Annotated in this window: 22 protein-coding genes; 10 read left to right on the top strand and 12 right to left on the bottom strand. The window is 33.0% G+C overall.

Annotated elements, in window-relative coordinates; translation table 11 throughout:
- Positions 1–15 precede the first annotated feature (15 nt).
- Entirely contained in the window at positions 16–1842 is a 1827-nt protein-coding gene (locus BG20_RS01870) for a PINc/VapC family ATPase (protein ID WP_010190109.1), read from the top strand.
- On the opposite strand, the gene BG20_RS01865 is transcribed toward BG20_RS01870, so the two are convergent.
- Positions 1829–2293, bottom strand: coding sequence for a metal-dependent transcriptional regulator (locus BG20_RS01865; RefSeq protein WP_010190107.1), 465 nt, complete (start codon positions 2291–2293; stop codon positions 1829–1831). The two genes, BG20_RS01870 and BG20_RS01865, sit on opposite strands and share 14 nt — an antisense overlap.
- Positions 2294–2422: 129 nt before the next feature.
- Here BG20_RS01865 and BG20_RS01860 point away from each other — a divergent pair, with 129 nt between their 5' ends.
- Positions 2423–2770: a hypothetical protein gene (locus BG20_RS01860; protein ID WP_007401873.1), complete on the top strand. Its 348-nt coding sequence runs from the start codon at positions 2423–2425 to the stop codon at positions 2768–2770.
- Here BG20_RS01860 and BG20_RS01855 read toward each other — a convergent pair.
- Both BG20_RS01855 and BG20_RS01850 read right to left on the bottom strand, forming a co-directional pair.
- Positions 2767–3162 (bottom strand): DUF6659 family protein, encoded by a 396-nt coding sequence (locus BG20_RS01855; RefSeq protein ID WP_010190104.1) that lies wholly within the window; start codon positions 3160–3162, stop codon positions 2767–2769. The genes BG20_RS01860 and BG20_RS01855 overlap by 4 nt on opposite strands.
- Positions 3163–3276: 114 nt before the next feature.
- Complete coding sequence (locus tag BG20_RS01850; protein WP_010190102.1) at positions 3277–3552, bottom strand: hypothetical protein; 276 nt, start codon at positions 3550–3552, stop codon at positions 3277–3279.
- 134 nt (positions 3553–3686) lie between these two features.
- Here BG20_RS01850 and BG20_RS01845 point away from each other — a divergent pair, with 134 nt between their 5' ends.
- Positions 3687–4964 carry an MFS transporter gene (locus tag BG20_RS01845; RefSeq protein ID WP_010190100.1) on the top strand — a complete coding sequence of 426 codons (1278 nt, stop codon included), beginning with the start codon at positions 3687–3689 and terminating at the stop codon, positions 4962–4964.
- A 37-nt stretch (positions 4965–5001) separates the two neighbouring features.
- Here BG20_RS01845 and BG20_RS01840 read toward each other — a convergent pair whose 3' ends face one another.
- Entirely contained in the window at positions 5002–5808 is an 807-nt protein-coding gene (locus BG20_RS01840; protein ID WP_238527446.1) for a hypothetical protein, read from the bottom strand.
- 1414 nt (positions 5809–7222) lie between these two features.
- On the opposite strand from BG20_RS01840, the gene BG20_RS01835 reads away from it, so the two are divergent.
- From BG20_RS01835 to BG20_RS12595, 5 genes are all read left to right on the top strand, one after another.
- A complete protein-coding gene (locus tag BG20_RS01835; RefSeq protein ID WP_238527445.1) occupies positions 7223–7429 on the top strand; it encodes a hypothetical protein in 207 nt (68 codons plus the stop codon).
- A 102-nt stretch (positions 7430–7531) separates the two neighbouring features.
- The gene (locus BG20_RS01830) at positions 7532–8023 is read left to right on the top strand and encodes a DUF192 domain-containing protein (protein WP_010190095.1); all 492 of its coding nucleotides are present in this window, start codon (positions 7532–7534) and stop codon (positions 8021–8023) included.
- A gap of 96 nt (positions 8024–8119) precedes the next feature.
- Positions 8120–8740 (top strand): hypothetical protein, encoded by a 621-nt coding sequence (locus BG20_RS01825; protein ID WP_010190094.1) that lies wholly within the window; start codon positions 8120–8122, stop codon positions 8738–8740.
- A gap of 33 nt (positions 8741–8773) precedes the next feature.
- A complete protein-coding gene (locus tag BG20_RS01820; protein ID WP_010190092.1) occupies positions 8774–9550 on the top strand; it encodes a sulfite exporter TauE/SafE family protein in 777 nt (258 codons plus the stop codon).
- A gap of 59 nt (positions 9551–9609) precedes the next feature.
- Positions 9610–9753, top strand: a complete 144-nt coding sequence (locus tag BG20_RS12595; protein WP_193352999.1) for a hypothetical protein — start codon at positions 9610–9612, stop codon at positions 9751–9753.
- Positions 9754–10189: 436 nt separating this feature from the next.
- Here BG20_RS12595 and BG20_RS01815 read toward each other — a convergent pair whose 3' ends face one another.
- The 4 genes from BG20_RS01815 to BG20_RS01800 form a co-directional block, all read right to left on the bottom strand.
- A complete protein-coding gene (locus BG20_RS01815) occupies positions 10190–11275 on the bottom strand; it encodes a hypothetical protein (protein WP_010190090.1) in 1086 nt (361 codons plus the stop codon).
- A gap of 62 nt (positions 11276–11337) precedes the next feature.
- Complete coding sequence (locus BG20_RS01810; protein WP_010190088.1) at positions 11338–11595, bottom strand: hypothetical protein; 258 nt, start codon at positions 11593–11595, stop codon at positions 11338–11340.
- 59 nt (positions 11596–11654) lie between these two features.
- The gene (locus BG20_RS01805; protein WP_010190086.1) at positions 11655–12104 is read right to left on the bottom strand and encodes a hotdog family protein; all 450 of its coding nucleotides are present in this window, start codon (positions 12102–12104) and stop codon (positions 11655–11657) included.
- Complete coding sequence (locus BG20_RS01800) at positions 12101–13885, bottom strand: SDR family NAD(P)-dependent oxidoreductase (protein WP_010190084.1); 1785 nt, start codon at positions 13883–13885, stop codon at positions 12101–12103. Before BG20_RS01800 ends, BG20_RS01805 begins: the two co-directional genes overlap by 4 nt.
- A gap of 147 nt (positions 13886–14032) precedes the next feature.
- Here BG20_RS01800 and BG20_RS01795 point away from each other — a divergent pair, with 147 nt between their 5' ends.
- Together BG20_RS01795 and BG20_RS01790 are read left to right on the top strand one after the other, a co-directional pair.
- Complete coding sequence (locus tag BG20_RS01795; RefSeq protein WP_010190083.1) at positions 14033–14269, top strand: hypothetical protein; 237 nt, start codon at positions 14033–14035, stop codon at positions 14267–14269.
- A 2-nt stretch (positions 14270–14271) separates the two neighbouring features.
- Complete coding sequence (locus BG20_RS01790) at positions 14272–14649, top strand: hypothetical protein (RefSeq protein ID WP_010190081.1); 378 nt, start codon at positions 14272–14274, stop codon at positions 14647–14649.
- Here BG20_RS01790 and endA read toward each other — a convergent pair.
- The 4 genes from endA to BG20_RS01770 all read right to left on the bottom strand — a co-directional run bounded on the left by endA (position 14646) and on the right by BG20_RS01770 (position 18283).
- Positions 14646–15182 (bottom strand): tRNA-intron lyase, encoded by a 537-nt coding sequence (endA, locus tag BG20_RS01785; protein ID WP_010190079.1) that lies wholly within the window; start codon positions 15180–15182, stop codon positions 14646–14648. The two genes, BG20_RS01790 and endA, sit on opposite strands and share 4 nt — an antisense overlap.
- A 117-nt stretch (positions 15183–15299) precedes the next feature.
- Positions 15300–15953, bottom strand: a complete 654-nt coding sequence (locus tag BG20_RS01780; RefSeq protein ID WP_007401856.1) for a DUF47 domain-containing protein — start codon at positions 15951–15953, stop codon at positions 15300–15302.
- A 68-nt stretch (positions 15954–16021) separates the two neighbouring features.
- Positions 16022–17794, bottom strand: a complete 1773-nt coding sequence (locus BG20_RS01775) for an ATP-dependent DNA ligase (RefSeq protein ID WP_010190077.1) — start codon at positions 17792–17794, stop codon at positions 16022–16024.
- A gap of 105 nt (positions 17795–17899) precedes the next feature.
- Positions 17900–18283, bottom strand: coding sequence for a hypothetical protein (locus BG20_RS01770; RefSeq protein ID WP_238527444.1), 384 nt, complete (start codon positions 18281–18283; stop codon positions 17900–17902).
- Positions 18284–18511 lie beyond the last annotated feature (228 nt).

Genomic DNA, 18511 nt, shown 5'->3' with positions numbered 1-18511 from the left:
TAATTCCTAAAACAAATGATTAAAGATTTGTCAAAGATTGTATCTGATACCAGCATTATCATTAACGGACAACTTGTTGCACAAATTGAATCAGGTAATATAAAAAACTCTGAAATTATAATCCCTCAAGCTGTTTTAGATGAATTACAATCTCAAGCATCACAAAAAAAAGAACATGGGTTCATCGGATTAGAAGTAATAAAAAAACTCAAAGATTTGGCTGATAAATTCGGACTAGTTATTTCAATTAAGGGCTCACATCCTACCTCTGAAGATATTCGAATGGCCGGATCTGGCAGAATTGATGCAATAATCAAAGATGTTGCAAAACAAAATCAGGCTATACTTTACACTTCAGATAATGTTCAACACCTAGTAGCACAGGCAGAGGGGCTGGAATCTATTTTTGTAAAGCCCCTTTCTAAAAACATTGATTTAGAATTTTTAAAATTTTTTGACTCTGAAACAATGAGTGTACACCTTAAAGAAAATATGTCCCCGATGGCAAAAAAAGGGAAACCTGGCTCTTTTGTTTTGACAAAACTCTCTGATGAACTCTTAAGCAAAGAGTATCTACAACTCATATCATCTCAAATCTTGGAGACTGCTACAATTAATGATTCTAGTACTTTGGAAATCTCAAAGACTGGTGCATCTGTTGTTCAATACAATGATTATCGAATTGCAATAACTCATCCTCCTTTTTCTGAAGCATTTGAAATTACAATTGTTCATCCAATTGTTAAATTGACACTTGACGATTATGACATCTCTGAGGAATTAATGAAGCGATTCTCTGATAGGGCAGAAGGAATTATAATTTCAGGACCTCCTGGTTCTGGAAAAAGCACACTAGCTTCCAGTCTGGCTGATTTTTACTATCACAAAGGAAAGATTGTAAAAACATTTGAATCCCCACGTGATTTGCAAGTAAATCCTGGAATCACACAGTACACGAAATTGGATGGAAGTTTTGATAACAGCGCTGATATTTTGTTGTTAGTTAGACCTGACTATACAATTTTTGATGAAGTGAGACGACGTGAAGACTTCCGAACATTTGCTGATTTGCGATTGACTGGAGTGGGAATGGTAGGTGTAGTACATGCAAACTCTCCGCTAGATGCAATTCAACGTTTTATCGGCAAAATTGAGCTCGGAATAATCCCAAACGTCATTGATACTGTGGTATTTGTCAAAGATGGACAGATTGGAAAAATCTATGATTTGGAACTTGTTGTAAAGGTTCCAACAGGAATGACCGAGTCTGATTTGGCAAGGCCTGTAATTGAGATTAGGAATTTTGCAGACAATGTACTTGAGCATGAGATCTATACTTTTGGTGAAGAAAATGTTATAGTTCCTGTCTCAAAGAGAACCCAAAAAGTAGGAATTGAGAAACTTGCAGAAGATAAGATACGCGATTATTTTAAGAAATTTGATCCTGCAGTCAAAGTTGAGATATTATCTGAAAATAGAGCACGTGTTATGGTAAACAAGAATTCTATGGCATCAATTATTGGAAAAGGCGGTTCTAATATCAATGAGATTGAAAAATTACTTAAAATTCATATCGACGTAGTTGAAAAAACTTCGCATTCTGATCCGTCTAGTCCTTTATCTTTTACTTTTTCAGAATCCAAAACTGCATTATTACTAAATGTTGGCAGGGAGTACTCCTCAATGCATGCAGATCTATACGTTAATGATAATTACGTCACATCAGTCAGAGTTGGCAAAAAAGGTGAGATAATGATTCCAAAGCGTTCTGAAGCGTCACGCAGTATTGTTAAACTTGCATCTTCACAAAATGATATTCAAATTTTTCTTAAGGACTCTTAAAACTCTCTATCACTTTTGGATTTGATTTTAGAAAAGTAATGAACTTTCTTAACTGCTTAATCGTCTTAGGATTTAGATGGTGTTCAATTCCCTCTGCATCTTTATTGGCAGTTTCATGATTAACTCCTAAAATTTCAAAAAACTCTAGTAAAATTCCATGGTTTTGTCTTATTTCAATTGCTATTCGAGTACCCTTTTCAGTTAGGTTGATGCCGTGATATTTTTCATATTCAAGTAACTTGTTTTCTTCTAATCTTTGCAACATCTTTGTAACACTTGGTGCGCTGACATTCATGTATCTTGAAATATCTAAAGTTGTTGCATATCCTTTTAATTCTACTAATTCTGAAATTACCTCCAAATAGTCTTCCATTCGTGTGCTATAGCTAGATTTTTCTGATTGATGAGCCGCTTTGATTGAATCTAGTCTCTTTGAATTTTTTGGCTTCAATGCGTCTTAATTACTAATTTGAACCTAGTATAATTGGGTGTCCATGAACATGGTTATTCTTTATTGACTTGGTAGTATCGCATATTGATCATTGAATCTTAACTATCTTTTTCTAAATGATTAACTGTTATGGTAGACCATCTAAAGGCACGACTAGATAAAATCCGTAAGGTATCTGATTCTGCCAAGCGTAGAGCCTCATTATATAATGACATGTCAAAGATAGATGACCGCGGGACTGCTAGATCCATGAGATGTTTAGAAAAGGCACCAGCTCCAGGCAAAAAAATGCAAAAAATTGGGCTAATCATGTTTCTATCTCCTGAACCAGTTACCACACCTATTGGTCTAGCATTAATGGGAGCTGGAACAATAATTTCAAAAAAATACAATGGTGCAACCATTAAAGATATTGGTCAAGAGACAAAAAATACAATCTCTACAATAAGTGATTTCAAAGGTTCAGTACTACGCTAAATAGGCTTTCCAAAAAATTCATCCCACTCTTTTCCTAATTTTTCTATTATTCTATATGCCAATCTGTCGATGTTAACATTTGGCTCTGCTACAATCATTACCACTTTTTCATAAACTGGGAAACTCATTATCACTACATGTTCTCTTCGTGATGTTGAGTACTTTACACGTCCTAACTCAAAATCATATTTTTTCCTTTTTTCAACTCTGGATGCTAATTCTTTGCATACCTCATCCATCTGCGCATCGTTTAATCTAAGATTGATGTTTTCTTTTAGTCCACCTGCAAGTAATTCCCCGTCGGCACCTAGTAAAGCTGCAAATCTTACTTCAGGATCTATTAGCATCTCTTTGCATCTAGCTTCATACTCTTTGATGTTGATCTCTGGCATTCTCTGTCTAATGGTAAATCTACTCTATTTCTACTATGCCTGTTTTGCTATAGATGCATTTGGATAAAAAATATGGACTGCTTTCAGATCTACCTCTGCGTGTTTAATCATAGATTATGATTCGTATTGTTTTTTTGATAATTCCAGAGTGTTTTTCATTCTATCTTCAATGTATTTTTGTTGGATTTGTGTCAATGATTTGATGTTTTCACCTTTTGAAATAATTAAACTTGATACTCTGGTTTCATACAAATTTTTTATCTGTCCTTCCATACCTCCCTCTATAATTTTACCGTCTTCAAATAACTGTCCTTTATGTTCAAGTACATAGTTCTCTAAAGAATTTTCTACTCGGTCGCAAATTTCTTTTAGCATTTGTTCTGTTATCATGATATTATAATATGGAATCATTTCTGAAAAGGCTTATGCTTGTTTTACCCATCTGATGTTGAAATTTTGTATACTGTATATGAAATCAGTTCTTGTAATCTAAGCCTAAATACAACTTGACAAGAAATATTTTGTTGAGTTTAACTGTAGCTCAGAAAAAAATTGCGATAGGTTCGTTTCTTGGATGGTCATTAGATGGATATGATATTGTACTAATGCTTTTAGTCATTCCATCAATTAGCCAACTCTTTTTCCCATCCGAAGATCATATCTTTAGCATACTTGCAACATTTGCATCATACACTGTAACCCTAATAATGAGGCCTCTTGGGTCTGTTATTTTTGGAATATATGGTGATAAGTTTGGCAGGAAAAAATCTATGATTATCACAATACTTGGATTCTCAATTGCAACATTTGCAGTTGGATTGCTACCTACATACGCAGTTGTAGGAGTATTGGCACCAATCTTTCTAATATCGGTTCGTCTCATTCAGGGAATTTTTGCAGGGGGTGAATGGGGTAGCGGCGCTGTACTGACAATTGAAAGTATTCCTAAACAAAAAAGGGGATTACTATCTGGATTTTTACAAAGTGGTTTCTCATTTGGTTTTCTTTTAGCTGCAATATCTTTTCAAATTATTACTATCTTGTTTCCTGGAAATCTTTTTGAAGAAATTGGATGGCGAATGTTATTTTTTACTGGTATTATTCCTGGTTTTGTCGCACTTTTTGTTAGATTGAGTATGGATGAATCTCCACTTTGGGTAAAAAAGAATAAGGAATCTAAACTTGAAAAAACTCCTCTTAGAAGTATTGTTCTTGGAAAAATTCACCGCAAAGAGTTTTTGCTTTGTGCTGCGATAATGACAGGACTTGTTTACATGTATCATGGTTCAATTAGTGTTTTGCCGACATACTTGGGACAGTTTGGTAGTTTTGAGAAAAAGGAGATTGCTCTAATCATGATTTATGCTACTGCATCCTCTTGGATTGGTATGATTGTAACTGGTTGGCTATCTCAAAAAATCGGTCGAAAAAAATCAATGCTTATTTTTGTATCTGCATCTATTCTAGTTTCTATTCCACTTGCTACTATGATATTAGATAATGTCTATGGCTTGATATTTTATGTCATTGTGTTTGCATTTGTAGTATCTACTGCATCCGGACCAATTCCTGCATACTTTTCAGAACGGTTTCCAACACAAATACGAAATAGTGCTGCCGGGTTTTCATATAATGCTGGACTTATCTTTGGTTCTTGGTCCCCCTTAATTGCATTGTATCTCATGTCTGGCGTACCAAAACCAATGATCCCTGTTGCCCTTGGAATCAATATCATAATAGGTTCAATAATTCTAATCATTCCGACATTGCTTAGTCGAGAAACCAGAGATATAGATCTATGATTTTATTTTTGTGATATTTTAGGTATTGATTTTGGATTTAGTAATGCCTTTTCTTGTAAGCATTTTTGCTTGAAATTAAAATAAATACTACCCCTACCACTCCAATCAAAACTGAACTTGCAAGTATTGCAAATGCCATAAAAAATAATATTTTTCCAACCTTTTTTGGATTCTTAATTACAAATGTAACTATAACTGTAAATATACTTAATGTACTTGAAATAATTCCTAATGCTATAAACAAACCTGCTATTTCTGATAGGTCTCTTCCAGTATCAAACTCGATTGCAGCTAATAATGGGTCTAATCTTGCCACTATGAACAACACTGGTATCATTACAGTTAATGCACCTATAATGGCGAGTGATTGGTATGATTTTGGTTTTGGAACAAATGTTAACGAGTTAAGTTTTTTCACAATGGATTGGTTATCTTTATTTTGTCTTGAGCCACATAAACTGCAATACTTTGCAGATTCTGGAATACTAGAACTACAAGTACGACAATTGATCAATTTTATCTGTTCTGTGACATCTATTTTTTTTTGATCACCGATGTTATATGATGTTGTAAGACTTTGTACATATTGTTGATCACTAGCGTATAATTGCTTATTTTCTAAAATCATTTTTTTGATATGCTTTAATCTTGAAGTATCACCAACTTGCAAATCCAATAAAATGTCTATAGTGTTTAATAACGAATCCGTAATCTTTATCACAACCTTGGTTTGTTCTATGATTTGAAAGAGTATTAAAAAATTTCTCATCTTTTGTAAAATTTGGAAGCTGACTTTTTGCGGTCCATCCTTTGCACAGCCATGCAAGTAAGCTATGACTGTCAAACCGATGCCACTATTTGACAATAGAATAGTGTGTCAGCTTTCCACTGCTAATACGCATTTATCAAATAAAAACAAGATCCTAATTCCTATTCTTGAAAAATTTGTAAATATAAAACGAGATTCTTGTCTTTGTATGCTAGGACGACGAACATACAAAAAATAACTTGAATCTCATACACTATACGTCAATCTTGCATTTAACATTGTATTTGATTATAATGAATTACCACTAGAGAAAAACAAAAAGGCGTAACCCTCAATTACAGAACATAGAGAGATTTCCTCTCATGGTCAGGGCGTTAAACGCCTGATTGCCTTTTTTTGTTCTGTAGGGTCACGCAGTTTATTCAGCCGAAATTGTTTTCGACAACATATGTTATAAGAAGTTAAACTATTTAAGATTTATTTGAGAAATTTATATGGATATTTCTAATATATTGTAAATATTTCTATTTTTTGACTGAATACATGTAGAAATTATTCTTGATTCAGATATTAATAATTATTTAATGAATTAATTATTATCTTTACAAATATAAAGAAAATATGCCAAATCACTTTAATATCATTTAGTCATATGGTATTTGACGAGGAACTGTCAAAGCAATTGACAGTAGGAAAGAAGAACAAAAATGGGTGGAAGCACTCAAAAGTTGTTTTATTCATTCCATAGTTTCCTCGTTGAATTATTTTCATTTTTTTGAAATACTTATGTTTGGAAATTTTAAAGTCAAATTATGAATGATGAAATTGGACAGTGTCCTAAATGTTTTGGAATGATCTTTCGAGAACAAGGCGAATCCATATCTTGGTTTTGTCCAACATGCAATTTAAAATTTAAAACAGAGTAAATCTGGATTTGGCTAGTTTTTGCCTCATTTTCTTTGACTTTGTAATTCATGTGAAAAACAATACATCTTGATTAATTTATGAATATCTTAACATGATGAAACTAGTTAGATACTCTATTTGTAACTTGTATCTATCAAGTAAAAAATATCTTATAAATTACTTTGGGTAGATCATAAAGTTGAAACATTGGAACTTAAGACCATCAACGAATTGTTGATTGGTGACAGCTCCAATTACTATTGATTTTTGTAAATTACTATTTAGGCCGTACTGATGATTTGTGTGAACAATTACTACGTGAGTCTTTTAAGTGAATTTTTCTATACCTATAATGGTCCTCAAAGAGTCATTCGTTTCATACAGACCAGTCCGAGGGTGGGCACTTTGGCCCACTCTTAAATATTTCAATAATTTTATGCTATATAATTAATTTTGAAAAATTTACTGCCTGTTTATTAATATAAATTTCATATTATATTACTTTTTAACCTTTAACAAAGTATGATCATCGTAATGAATTTAGGAATTTTAGAAAGTATTCTTATCTCTCAGAATGTTCAAAATGAATAACGCAGTTAAGATTCGATATAAGCTAAAAGGGGATGTACGCTTTACTACATGTATTGTTACACGAATTCAATATGAAAATTTCAGGATTTTGCCAATAATTGAGGTATGTGAAATAATGGAAAGAGATGTTTCTATATCCGGCGATGAAATAGAACAAATAAATCAAAAATTAATAGATGCTATTAAAAAGGATACATGAATATTTTTTCCTTTTTATCTACAAAAGTGCAAAAAAAGTAGTTCTTTTGGCTTTGAAATTACATACTATACAGTATTTTAAAAGGAAAAAATAACTATCTTTATGGCAACAAGAGCCCAAATTCTAATCCCGGTTGTTTTTGCTGCCGTAATCATTGGAATTGTCGGTTTGATATCTATTCCAAGTGACAGTAAACTTGAGGCTGTAAAATTTCCTACAGGTACTGTCAAAATTGATGATGTGGCACTTCAGGTTCAAATTGCAGATACTGAACCAAGACGTGTTCGTGGATTGATGTTTCAAGAACAGCTACCCTATGATCAAGGGATGATTTTTGTTTTTGATAAACCTGATTTATACTCCCTTTGGATGTTAAACATGCAATTTTCATTAGATATGATTTGGTTTGATCAAGATGGTAATGTAGTTCATATTGAAAAAGATGTTCAACCTTGTAAAACTGCACTTGAAACTATGACTTGTCAAAGTTTAACTCCTGGCACTGAAGCACTATACATTCTTGAAGTGACTTCTGGATTTGTTGATAAGTATAACATTACAAAATCTTCAAAGCTATCAATTATCTCTATTTAGATTGCAAAACCTTATTTTATAATGTCAATTTGAATCATTGAACTGAAAACTAAGATTCTTTTACCTATTGTAGCTGGAGTTGCTTTAGTAATTTTATTGGCATCTGTTTTTACAATAAACTACTCCATTCCATTAAATGAAAAACAAACTCCCATTACTCAAAAACCAATTACTGAAAAGATATCTTATCCAATTACCTTTTCTTACAATGCTACTAATTTTAATATCCAATCTATACTTGCTTCAAAAGGAATCTCAATGTCAAATCCACTAAAGTTTTCAGGTAATACAACTGCACAATATTGTACTTTTTATCAGGATGACATCAAACAAAATTCTGTAGAGTATTGTACTTCAACTGAACTCAAAGATTCAGATGGTAAGTTTTTAGGAAATATTCACATGACTGGTAGTATAGATTCCCCAAATACCATTTTAGGTGTAATTCAAACTGATCCGTTCATGAATCAATTAGATTCTGTTAAAATCGTTTATCAAACAATGGTTGAATCTGTTGTATGTGATTGTTGGCAAGCACAAAAACCTGGTAATTTAGAATCTATTTCAGCCTGGGTTGATGCAGCAAAATTTCACCATCTTGAGGGTAAACATACTACTAGCAACTCTCAAATCGATGGTTTGGCCCAAAAACATCTATTCTTAGAAATTACTACCAACACCAAAGGCTATCTTTGGAAATTTGTTATAACAAACTAAAATCAAGGTATACGTGAATATGAGTGGTAACTTATGATTGTTGATCAATTATGGTTGATTCCATTAGGGTTTGCAGCTGGAGTACTTGGCTCCATGATTGGACTTGGTGGTGGAATTGTAGTTGTACCCGTTTTGACATTTTTTGGATTTCCTCCAACATTGGCTGCCAGTAATAGTCTTTTTGCAGCATTTAGCAATGCAGTTGGTTCTACATTTTCTTACTCACGACAAAAACGAATTGAATATTCTCTTGGCTTAAAACTCGGCTTATTGTCGATACCTGGAACTATTCTAGGTGCACTTCTTTCAAGCGATGTTACCCCGGGAATCTTTAAGATCTTATTTGGATTGGTGTTAATTTCATCTGCAATCTATATTTTTTTGAGAAAAAAAATTGAAACTAGAGAGAAGAAACTTACAAAACAAATGATAATTTTTGCAATTGGTGCAAGCTTTTTTGCTGGAATAGTTTCTTCTTTTTTTGGAATAGGTGGAGGAACAATATTTGTTCCATTGATGGTTGTAGGAATTGGAATGACTATGAAAAAAGCTGCCCCTACATCACAATTTATTTTACTGTTTGCATCTTTATCTGGAATAATAACTCACAGTATTTTAGGGCATCCTGATTTTATCCAAGCAGGACTTTTAGCTGCTGGTGCATTTGTAGGGGGATTAGTTGGGGCTCGTTTGTCTCTTGATATCAAAGAAAGATATCTACAAATTTTAGTATCTGCAATTATTATAATTGCCGCAATTAAATTATTTTTTGATTCGGCATCTGAACACATCTTTCTAATTGGAAGCTAATTTTCTTGGTATCAAAGTTGAAAATTATGCATTATCTAATAAGTTGAAAATTATCATAAATGTCGTTGACTGATAAAAAATCTAAAGAAGTTGAAAAAGAATGGAAATTAGTTGAGAGAGAAGAAATGAAAGAGGAAGATCATCAGATTAAGCTCCAAGAAAATTATGAGCAAGATGAGGCATACGAAGAATCTGAGAATTGACCTCAAACTAATAATTTCATAATATTATAATAATAATTATGAAATTTCTTATTTTCTAATAGTTTTATTGAATTTTTATATCAAATTAAGATATATTATAAGAATTTACTAAAAAGTGACTTTATTTTGCCTTAGTTTTTTAATACAAAGTTTTGTTTTTTGACTTTCATTGAGTCAGGGATATCTCGCGGTGTTAGCTGGAAGGCAAATAGCTCACATAAACTAGTTAACGCATTTCATTTGCCTCCGCTTTTGAGGAGGCATCAAAATACCTATTTCATGAAGTTAGCTTCTTTGTGCTCATTGCATTCTGAGAGTAATTCTCCATAGTCATTGATAGTACAGTTGCAATCAAAACTCATATGGCTATTTTCTGATATTTGCATTAAACCATTACTACAAAATTATCAGTTGTTTTTTGTGTAGTGAATATAGTTTATGATTTTATTTTGATAATTCCATGCTCTGCCAGAAACTCAATACCTTTGATAAAATCCCCATCTGTAATGATTCCCTCAGACCACCACTTTGCATTGTTTTTAACCCATGTTGGAATGGTGTCACTATCGTCTGTTTGAGAAACACTGGACACCTTGATTATCTCACTTTTTACAAGAAACTCTATTGCATTTACAAATGTTTGATCATCTGAATTTCCTTCAGACCACCACTTTGCATTGTTTTTAACCCATGTTGGAATCAATTGTGTCTTTTGTACTATCTGTGGTTCTGGAATTGTTTCAATTTCTGTTGGCTGTTCTTTTAGAGTATCTTGAATTGACTTGAATCCATTTGGTGTGTAAATTGATTTAATTTTTTCAATGTCGATTGGTTTTATCTTCATTAATTTTGAATTCTCATGTGAAAATACTGCCATGATTGAATCTGCCTCCGCCCCTCCTTTGGCCCATGCTGCATTAACTTTAACATCGTCTGCCTGATAATGACCTAGCCCTAAGGCATGACCAATCTCATGTGTAATTGTGGTTCTTAGTTTTTCTGATATGAGCATATCTTCTCCATAACATAAGTTGTAGTAGATGTATTGTGCATCGTTGGTTTGACAAATTTTGACATCTCTGTAATAGATTTTAATTAATTTTACATCTGTATTGTTGTAATTAGAATATGTCACTCCTAGTACGCTGTACCACTCGCTTTTTTCTTGTGGCATGGATTCAAATTGAATCAGAACGTTGCACTCTTTTTTGGAATCAATATTTTTGTCTGTCAACACACGATAGTCAATTCTCCAATTATCTCTGAGTTCTCTTTTTTCATTTTGTTGTAATGCTGATTGCCAATCCTGCACTGCCAATCTTGCAGTTTCTGATAATCTATCAACTCCCCATTGTTTTAGGTAAGGATCTGACCCTAAAACTGGTTCATATGTGCAAATGAGTGGATTTTTTGAGAACTGTTTTCCTATTATTTGATACTCTACATTATAACCAAAAGAATGATTTACAAAACTCAACGATAAAAAAATTCCCACAATTATAATTCCAATCAAAATCTTCATTAAATTACCATCTGAATTAATCGCTCATAACCTTTTGTAGATTTTATATTTACAAAACAGGACTACGATATCTCTTTTCCATCAAGAATTGATTGTAGTTTTTCTATTATGATGTTGTGGATTATTACTTCCATTTCAACCGGAGAGTTTGCTGCAATTTGTTGGCTCTGTTTAATAGTACTGTGTATCCTCTCTTTGATTTCTTGATCATGGAAAATCTGATCTCTTAATGCAAATGCTTCTCTTTGGTTTTTTACAAAAATCTGCAACCAATAATATCCTGTTTGACTATCATCTACTTTTATTTCAGATATTTTCATAATGTTGTTTCTCAAATTACTATTTTAACTAGTTTACAAACTATGAATCTCTACGTTTATCATGAAATCGTTTTTTTGATTCGGTACCAGTTTTTCTTTGATAATACAATGATTTTTCCATCTTGGTTTGTCCCTTCATAATTTATTGCAATTTTTCCAAATTCATCATCAATGTCTTCTTTTGCAGATACTGTGAATTTTATTTTTAGTGCTTCATCTGTGTATAGTGGATTTAGAAATCTACTGCTTCTATTTTCCCATTCTGAATCTCCATCTGTCCCAACAAATATTATGTGATTTCCATAAATTTGACTGAGTCTGGTAAATTCTCCCTCCATTCTTGATAATATGGCTCGTCCTGAAACAATTTTTTGTTTTGTTTTTTGCATGTCTTCCAAAAATGCATTTTTCACTCTAGAAAATTTGAAATATTCTTCTAACTCTTTTTCTGATATACTACATGTGGAGAAAAATTCATCCCCTACTTTAATCTCTGAAAATTTTTTCATCCTAGTCTTGATTCATCAACACAAAATGTTACTTCTGATGAATCTAGGGCAATATCTGATACTAGGAAGTTTAGTGCTTGAGCAATTCTCTCGTTGTTTGGTTCTGAACCAGTAACTGAACCCGGAAACACTGTGATTAATCGAATCTTTGAATTAAGTACATCACTTAGTTCTTGGTTTACTGTAGTTGTAAATGGTCGTAATGCCCCTCTGAATACCTCTACTTGAGCTCTTTGTAGTCCTGTCACTTTAGCGCCTACTGGTAAGTCTGGACCTACAATCATTATTGCTCCCTTGGCATCTTTGTATAATCTTGGGTCTTTGTCACCGCCTGGAACAAATTGTCCTAATACTCCCTGGGCAACAGTTGCAGGCGTTGTGATGAACTTCTCAACTAGTTCTTGCCATTTCGCTCGTGGTAATTCAACTAATTTTGAAATATTTGGTAATTTTCCAGTAATGTGAATTACTGCTAAAATGTTACCTAGATTTGTGTTTGCTGTGTTTAGCCATTTTTTAACCTCCTCTGGATTCTTGATGTTTACAACGTGAGAATGAAATTTTGAGCTAATGTATTCTTGTAATTCCTTTGGCGTTGATTCTGAAATAAAACATGCAACTTTACCGCCATTCTTTATGACATGTTGAGCAAGATGCTCTACTCTTTGTGCATCTGATTTTTCAGTTGCGTCAATAGTAAACACAATTGATCTTCCAGTAAAGTTTGGTTGGTGAACTCCAGGTGTGGTTGTGCCAATATGTGGTTTAACTGGATAAAATACTCTGTCTCCTGGTATGACTTTACCATTTAGTATTCTTGCAATCTCATCGTCACAAAGATTCAACACTGATTCTGCAACTTGTCCTTGTGAAAGGAATTGTTGATCTGCAATCATATGTGATGTATTTTTCTGAACTTTTTCTGCAATGGTTTGAATTTTGTTTAATAGATTAGTTATGGTTGTTGCTAGTTTTCCAGCATCTTTTCCAATGGACGGTGCTAATTTTTGTGATGCTTTTGTAATCCCATCTTTGACTGTTTTTTCATCTTCTCCTAACAATGGGAATAATTCTTTATTTGCTGCTTCTACTTGAATTGGTGTAAGGTCTTCAAATCCACTTACCCGTAAAAATTCTGCAGCTGCTTTAGGATAAACTGTTTTGTAAATTCTATCTGAATGTACAGGTCCAGGATTTGTCCCAATCGATATAATTTTTTTATCTGTTAGCTCCCAAGACATTGCCTCTACTAGTCTATTTTTTGCACCTTGTGCTGCAGTGTATGGACTTCTAAATCTGTAAGGTCTTTGCTCTAGAGGTCTTTCTTCTGTGAAAAATGTTGAAATTGTAACTATCTTCCCATTTTCTTTCATTACTCTTAGTGCTTGTACAGACCCCCAAAATGTTCCAGTCAAATGAATATCTATTGTACTTTTGAATTCTTCTAATGCAGCATTTGAAAAACAAGTTACAGGACCTGAAACTCCTGCATTATTAATTACATAGTCTACTGTAATGTTTTCTTTTTTCAGGGTGTCAAACATTTGATTCATTCCATCCTCATCACTTACATCTACTCCTGAAAAAATTCTTACAAATGCACCACTGTTTACTTTGGCAATTATTTCTTTAAGTATGACTGAAGTTTCTTCTAATGGCTCTTTTCTTCTGCCTAAAATTATGACACTTGCTCCATTTTCAATGAATTTTTTAGCAATGGCTTGTCCTATTCCAGTTCCACTGCCTGTTACTAGGGCAACTTTATCATGGAATTTTAACATAATCAAACTTACAATGATCTTGTATTATTTAATTCGATTGTTCATTGAATTTTAATTCCTATTTTATCTGACATTTGTATTTGAATGGCATTAATTGAGAAATAATTTCTTGATATCTTTATTTGTGGGTATGGTTTTTTGAATTATATGCATGATTCAGAATCTGACACATTTGTATTACAATCTTGGCCTGAAAAATTCTCTGATATGTTAAAAGAGATCGGTATTGATTCTAAATCCAAACCTATTGGCACTGATGATCTTGAAAAAGGCGATTTTTACAGTAGATATTTTTCACAAACTCCTAGAATGGTTACAAACAAGGGTTGTCTTGATATTTCCAATTCTAACATTGATACAGTTCAAATAATTCAAAAGGGATAATCATGCAAGATCCAAATCCACTTCCATGGGGCGCACTTGATAGATATCAAGCACATTTTATTGTAAAAAAGAAAACTGATCAAGGGGGTTCAAACTATGTTGCTAGAACCATTCTAACTACAAAAGGACATTTTTCAGCTAAAACGATTCTCAAAGTTACATGGGATGGAAGCGGTAGTCTTGCAAGAAAATTAAATGAAGATGCCACACTCAATGAAATGATTGCAAAACAATCAATTCGTGATGCTACAATTTATGTCGAGCCAACTGATGGAGCAATTAGAATTCGAAACAAATGGAAGAATCACCTTGACTTTGGAATTACTAAAGAACTCTTTGAGATTTATGATAGAATAGCTGGTCACATTAAACAAGTCTAAGCTTTCCACCAATCTAACGCAAGAAAATCAACTTGTTCTTTTCCTTTTGGAATTGCTAAAATGAATTGTTTTCTAACTGTTGTTGCAAGTCTACCTGCTAGCACAATTCCCGTTGACGTGATTGGGTCACTTCTATTGTACACTTGAATTAAAAATGGTGCATGATCAATACCTGGCCCTTTCTCATACACTGCAAAATCACATCCAAATTTTATTCCAGGATTAATTATGTATCCTTTATCTCGAAAGTTTTTGTATACTAAATATTTTTTATCAAAATCATGATATTCTTTTTTACACAATTCGATCATTTCTGAAACTGTGATTTTTTGATTTAATTTGGAGATGCTTATTTTTTTATTTTCTAGTAAATACAGTCCTTCTATAAGATCTAAAATCAATGGTACGTTGATTTCATCAGGCTTTGGTTTTGGAATGCCAATAGGTTTACCATAGTAACCATGAGTGAATAATTTACGCGAATCTTCAATATTCCACACTATTATTCTATTTTCAATCAGTTCTGCTTTCATCTGTTTTTTTTAAATGGTCTGCGTATATGAATTCTCTACTATTTTTTAGAATGTATTTGCGGTCTTATTGTCATTTAATCAATTAAAAATTAAGTAAAAAGGTGGGTGATAGTTTTGTTATAGACTTAGTGCTAATAGTATGAAAGAATCTGAGACTCGTTGACATTTGTCTGACATTTCTTCGATTCCTTCAATTACGTCTTTTATCAACAATAACTCTTTTGTGTTTGTAACTTCTGATAATAGTTTGATTGTTGCTTGTCTGTATTTGACGTCTATCTCACGTTCTATCTTTTGTGTTTCTTGTGCTAGTTCAATTGCATTAGCAGTATTGGTGTTTAGACTACGTATGATTTCGTTTAATTTGTAAACTTCGTCTACAACCAACTCAATCAACTTTGTAATGTCTCCGTCAAGCTTTGCACTTTTCAATGTAGTAATCTTGATGTTAGAAAGTTTGAATGCTATTCCAGTGATGTAACCTGCAATCTCATCCATTGTGTATGCTGTATTGAGAAGGTTTTCTCTGTTCATGATTAAACCTCCAACGTCAGCTACTTCTCTTGTAATCTTTCTTCTGAGATTTTCTACCTCTTCTTCAATAGTTGATATTTGTTCTAATGAATTTTTGATCCCTGTCTTGTCTTTTTTCATCATTAGATCTGGGAGTGTTGCAAGTTCTCTGGCGGCATTTAAGATTCGGTTGATTTCGTCTTGTAAAACTGCTATAGCCTTTCTTTTTGCTTGAACTTCAAGCTCTCCGCTATACATTTCTAGATTTCAAAATACCATGAGGTAATTTAAATCCTCTATGATTTTTTACACTATTTGAGCACAAATCACATTAAATTTTTATCATGAGCTACTTTTTTCTGCCCTCTAAATAGAGTCATTACTTCTTCATTAGTTGATGCATCTTCTGGATCTTTTTCAAGTCTAATCTTGCCTGTAAACTTTGGAAATCGTAATGCTAAACCTGTATCTTTTCTGATTTCATTTCTAGCAGCTTTGTGAATTGGACTAAGTGTAATCTCCGATGCTACAATTTCAATTACAAGCTCAGGTTCAAACCATACGTCTGCTTCCATTTCGCTATCGATTCTAGGATTTTTCTTTATTGTTACTTTGTCAGATAGTATTTGATACAGCTGATCTAAATCATCATCAGTAAATCCAGTCCCTACTTTGCATATGCTCGTAAACATGTCTCTATCATAATCATATGAAGCCAAAAGTAGAGTTCCATATTTTCCTGTCCGTCTACCCTTCCCAAAAAATGCGCCAATTACAACAAGATCTAAACTGTCTCCAAGCTCATTTCTGTATTCTCGTTTTAGCTTTAACCAATAACTTCCTCTAGAACCTGCCTGATATGGTTTGTCTAGCATTTTTAACATCACCCCTTCACACCCTGAATTGATACTGTTTTCCAAAAATTCTTCAATGTCTTCTTGATTGTTAATAATTGTCATTGGTACGTGTTTTGCATACTCGTCTTCTTTAACAATTTTTTCCAAAAGTTCTCTCCTTTCTTTGTATGGGAATTCCAAACAGCTTTTACCATCATAATATAATACATCAAAAAAATTCACTGTGATTGGATATTGTAATACCGCTTTTTCTATTTGATATTTTCTTCTTCTATGCATTAATTCTTGAAATGGTAAGAACTCTCCAGAATTTTCATTGATTGCAACTGCCTCTGCTTCTAAAATTACTTTATTTGCTTGAATTGCTTTTGGAATCTTTTCAACAATATCTGGGTAATAACTTGTAATGTTTTCTAAACTTCTTGAAAATAATACTACTTTATCTCCTTCAATATGCAGTTGAACTCTTTCACCATCTAGCTTATACTCCGCAGCAAATTGAGCTCCAAGTTTTTCTATTGCTTCTTCTTCACTTTTTACTCTATCTGCAAGCATTGGTCTAATTGGATTAAACAAATTAATCTCAAACTCTTCAATTCCTTTTAGCCCTTTGATTGCAATAGTTTCTGCAACTTTTCCAAGATCACTTGACACATTGTAAGCGTGCTCTAGTGCTTTTCTGTTTTCTTTATTTCCAGTAAATGCAATTGCAAGTGCATCCATCACTGTGTTTTCTGCAATTCCTAACCGTAGTGTTCCTAGTAAAATTTTTAGAATAAATTTAGATTCTTCTGGATTTGCATCATTTAGTAATCCTGAGATGTATTTCATTTTTCTATCTTGCGTTTTATTGCCTTCTAGTTTTGCAATTGTTACTAAATTTTCATAAACTCGCTCAACTGTGATGTCCTGAACCATAAATGTTGTCTGCTCTTTTTGCTCAAGAATCTTTGATGCTGCATGTCCCAAGTCTCCACTTTTTCTGTATTCGTCCTCGATTTTCTTTTCCGCGTTATCTGAACCTGCCGATTTTGCAATGGCCCTGATTGCTAATTTTTCTGCAACTCCCAATTCAACTCCTTCAAAATCTGGTCGTAATTTTCCTTGTAAAAGATAAACAATTCGTGAAATCACATCTTGTGGTGTTTTTTCAAATAACTCTACAAGATGTTGCGTTAACTCTAGTCTCTTTGTAGTTGATTCCATTTTACTGAATGCTTCAGATAGAATAGAAAACTCCACCTAGTTCTATTGTAATGTCCTGAATAAAAGTCTGAATCTTATTTGAAATTGATTTGGATTAAAAATACCATGATAATTTCACTTTATGTTTAATTGGATTTGAGATTAAATATATCTGAAGATAGTTGGTCTGTCTTTTTTTGATAGTGTGGCCACCATTGCAAAATTGTATAGTGGGTATGTCTCTTTGTATTGTTTCATAAAACTCCACGCAACATCGTGAGTCTTAAACTCAGTACGAATATCTACTATCTCGCTTTTTTTACCATACACATCAAATACCACTACAGAGTATTTCTTTGGACGATTATGTGGCCTTGCTTTAAGTAACCAAGCCAGAGCAAACAAAAACACTGCTCCTAAAATTATCACTTCTCCGGCAATTTTAAAAAATGAAAGAAATCCTCCCGGTATAGTGTGTCCAAATAATACTACCATGAATTTGAAAATGATAAAACTGCTATTGCTGTGAAAATATACGTCTTCCAATCAAAAACCTTCATGATCTGTTTCATGTAGATACTTAATGTTGCTTTGATTTTCTTTTAACCTTTTCTCAATAATTATCCATTTTTTTTAATCTGGATCTTCGTAATTTTCTTTCTTTTCGGACTTTGTATTTATCTCATCAATTGGTTTCATCTTTGCTTCTAGTACTTCCATTCTTGCTCTGTATCCTTCAGCATATTCTAATTCTGATGGAACTAGTGTTGCAGG

Source organism: Candidatus Nitrosarchaeum limnium BG20 (genome assembly GCF_000241145.1).
In the GTDB taxonomy this organism is placed as follows: Archaea; Thermoproteota; Nitrososphaeria; order Nitrososphaerales; family Nitrosopumilaceae; genus Nitrosarchaeum; species Nitrosarchaeum limnae.
This window is presented reverse-complemented; position numbering and strand designations above follow the sequence as displayed.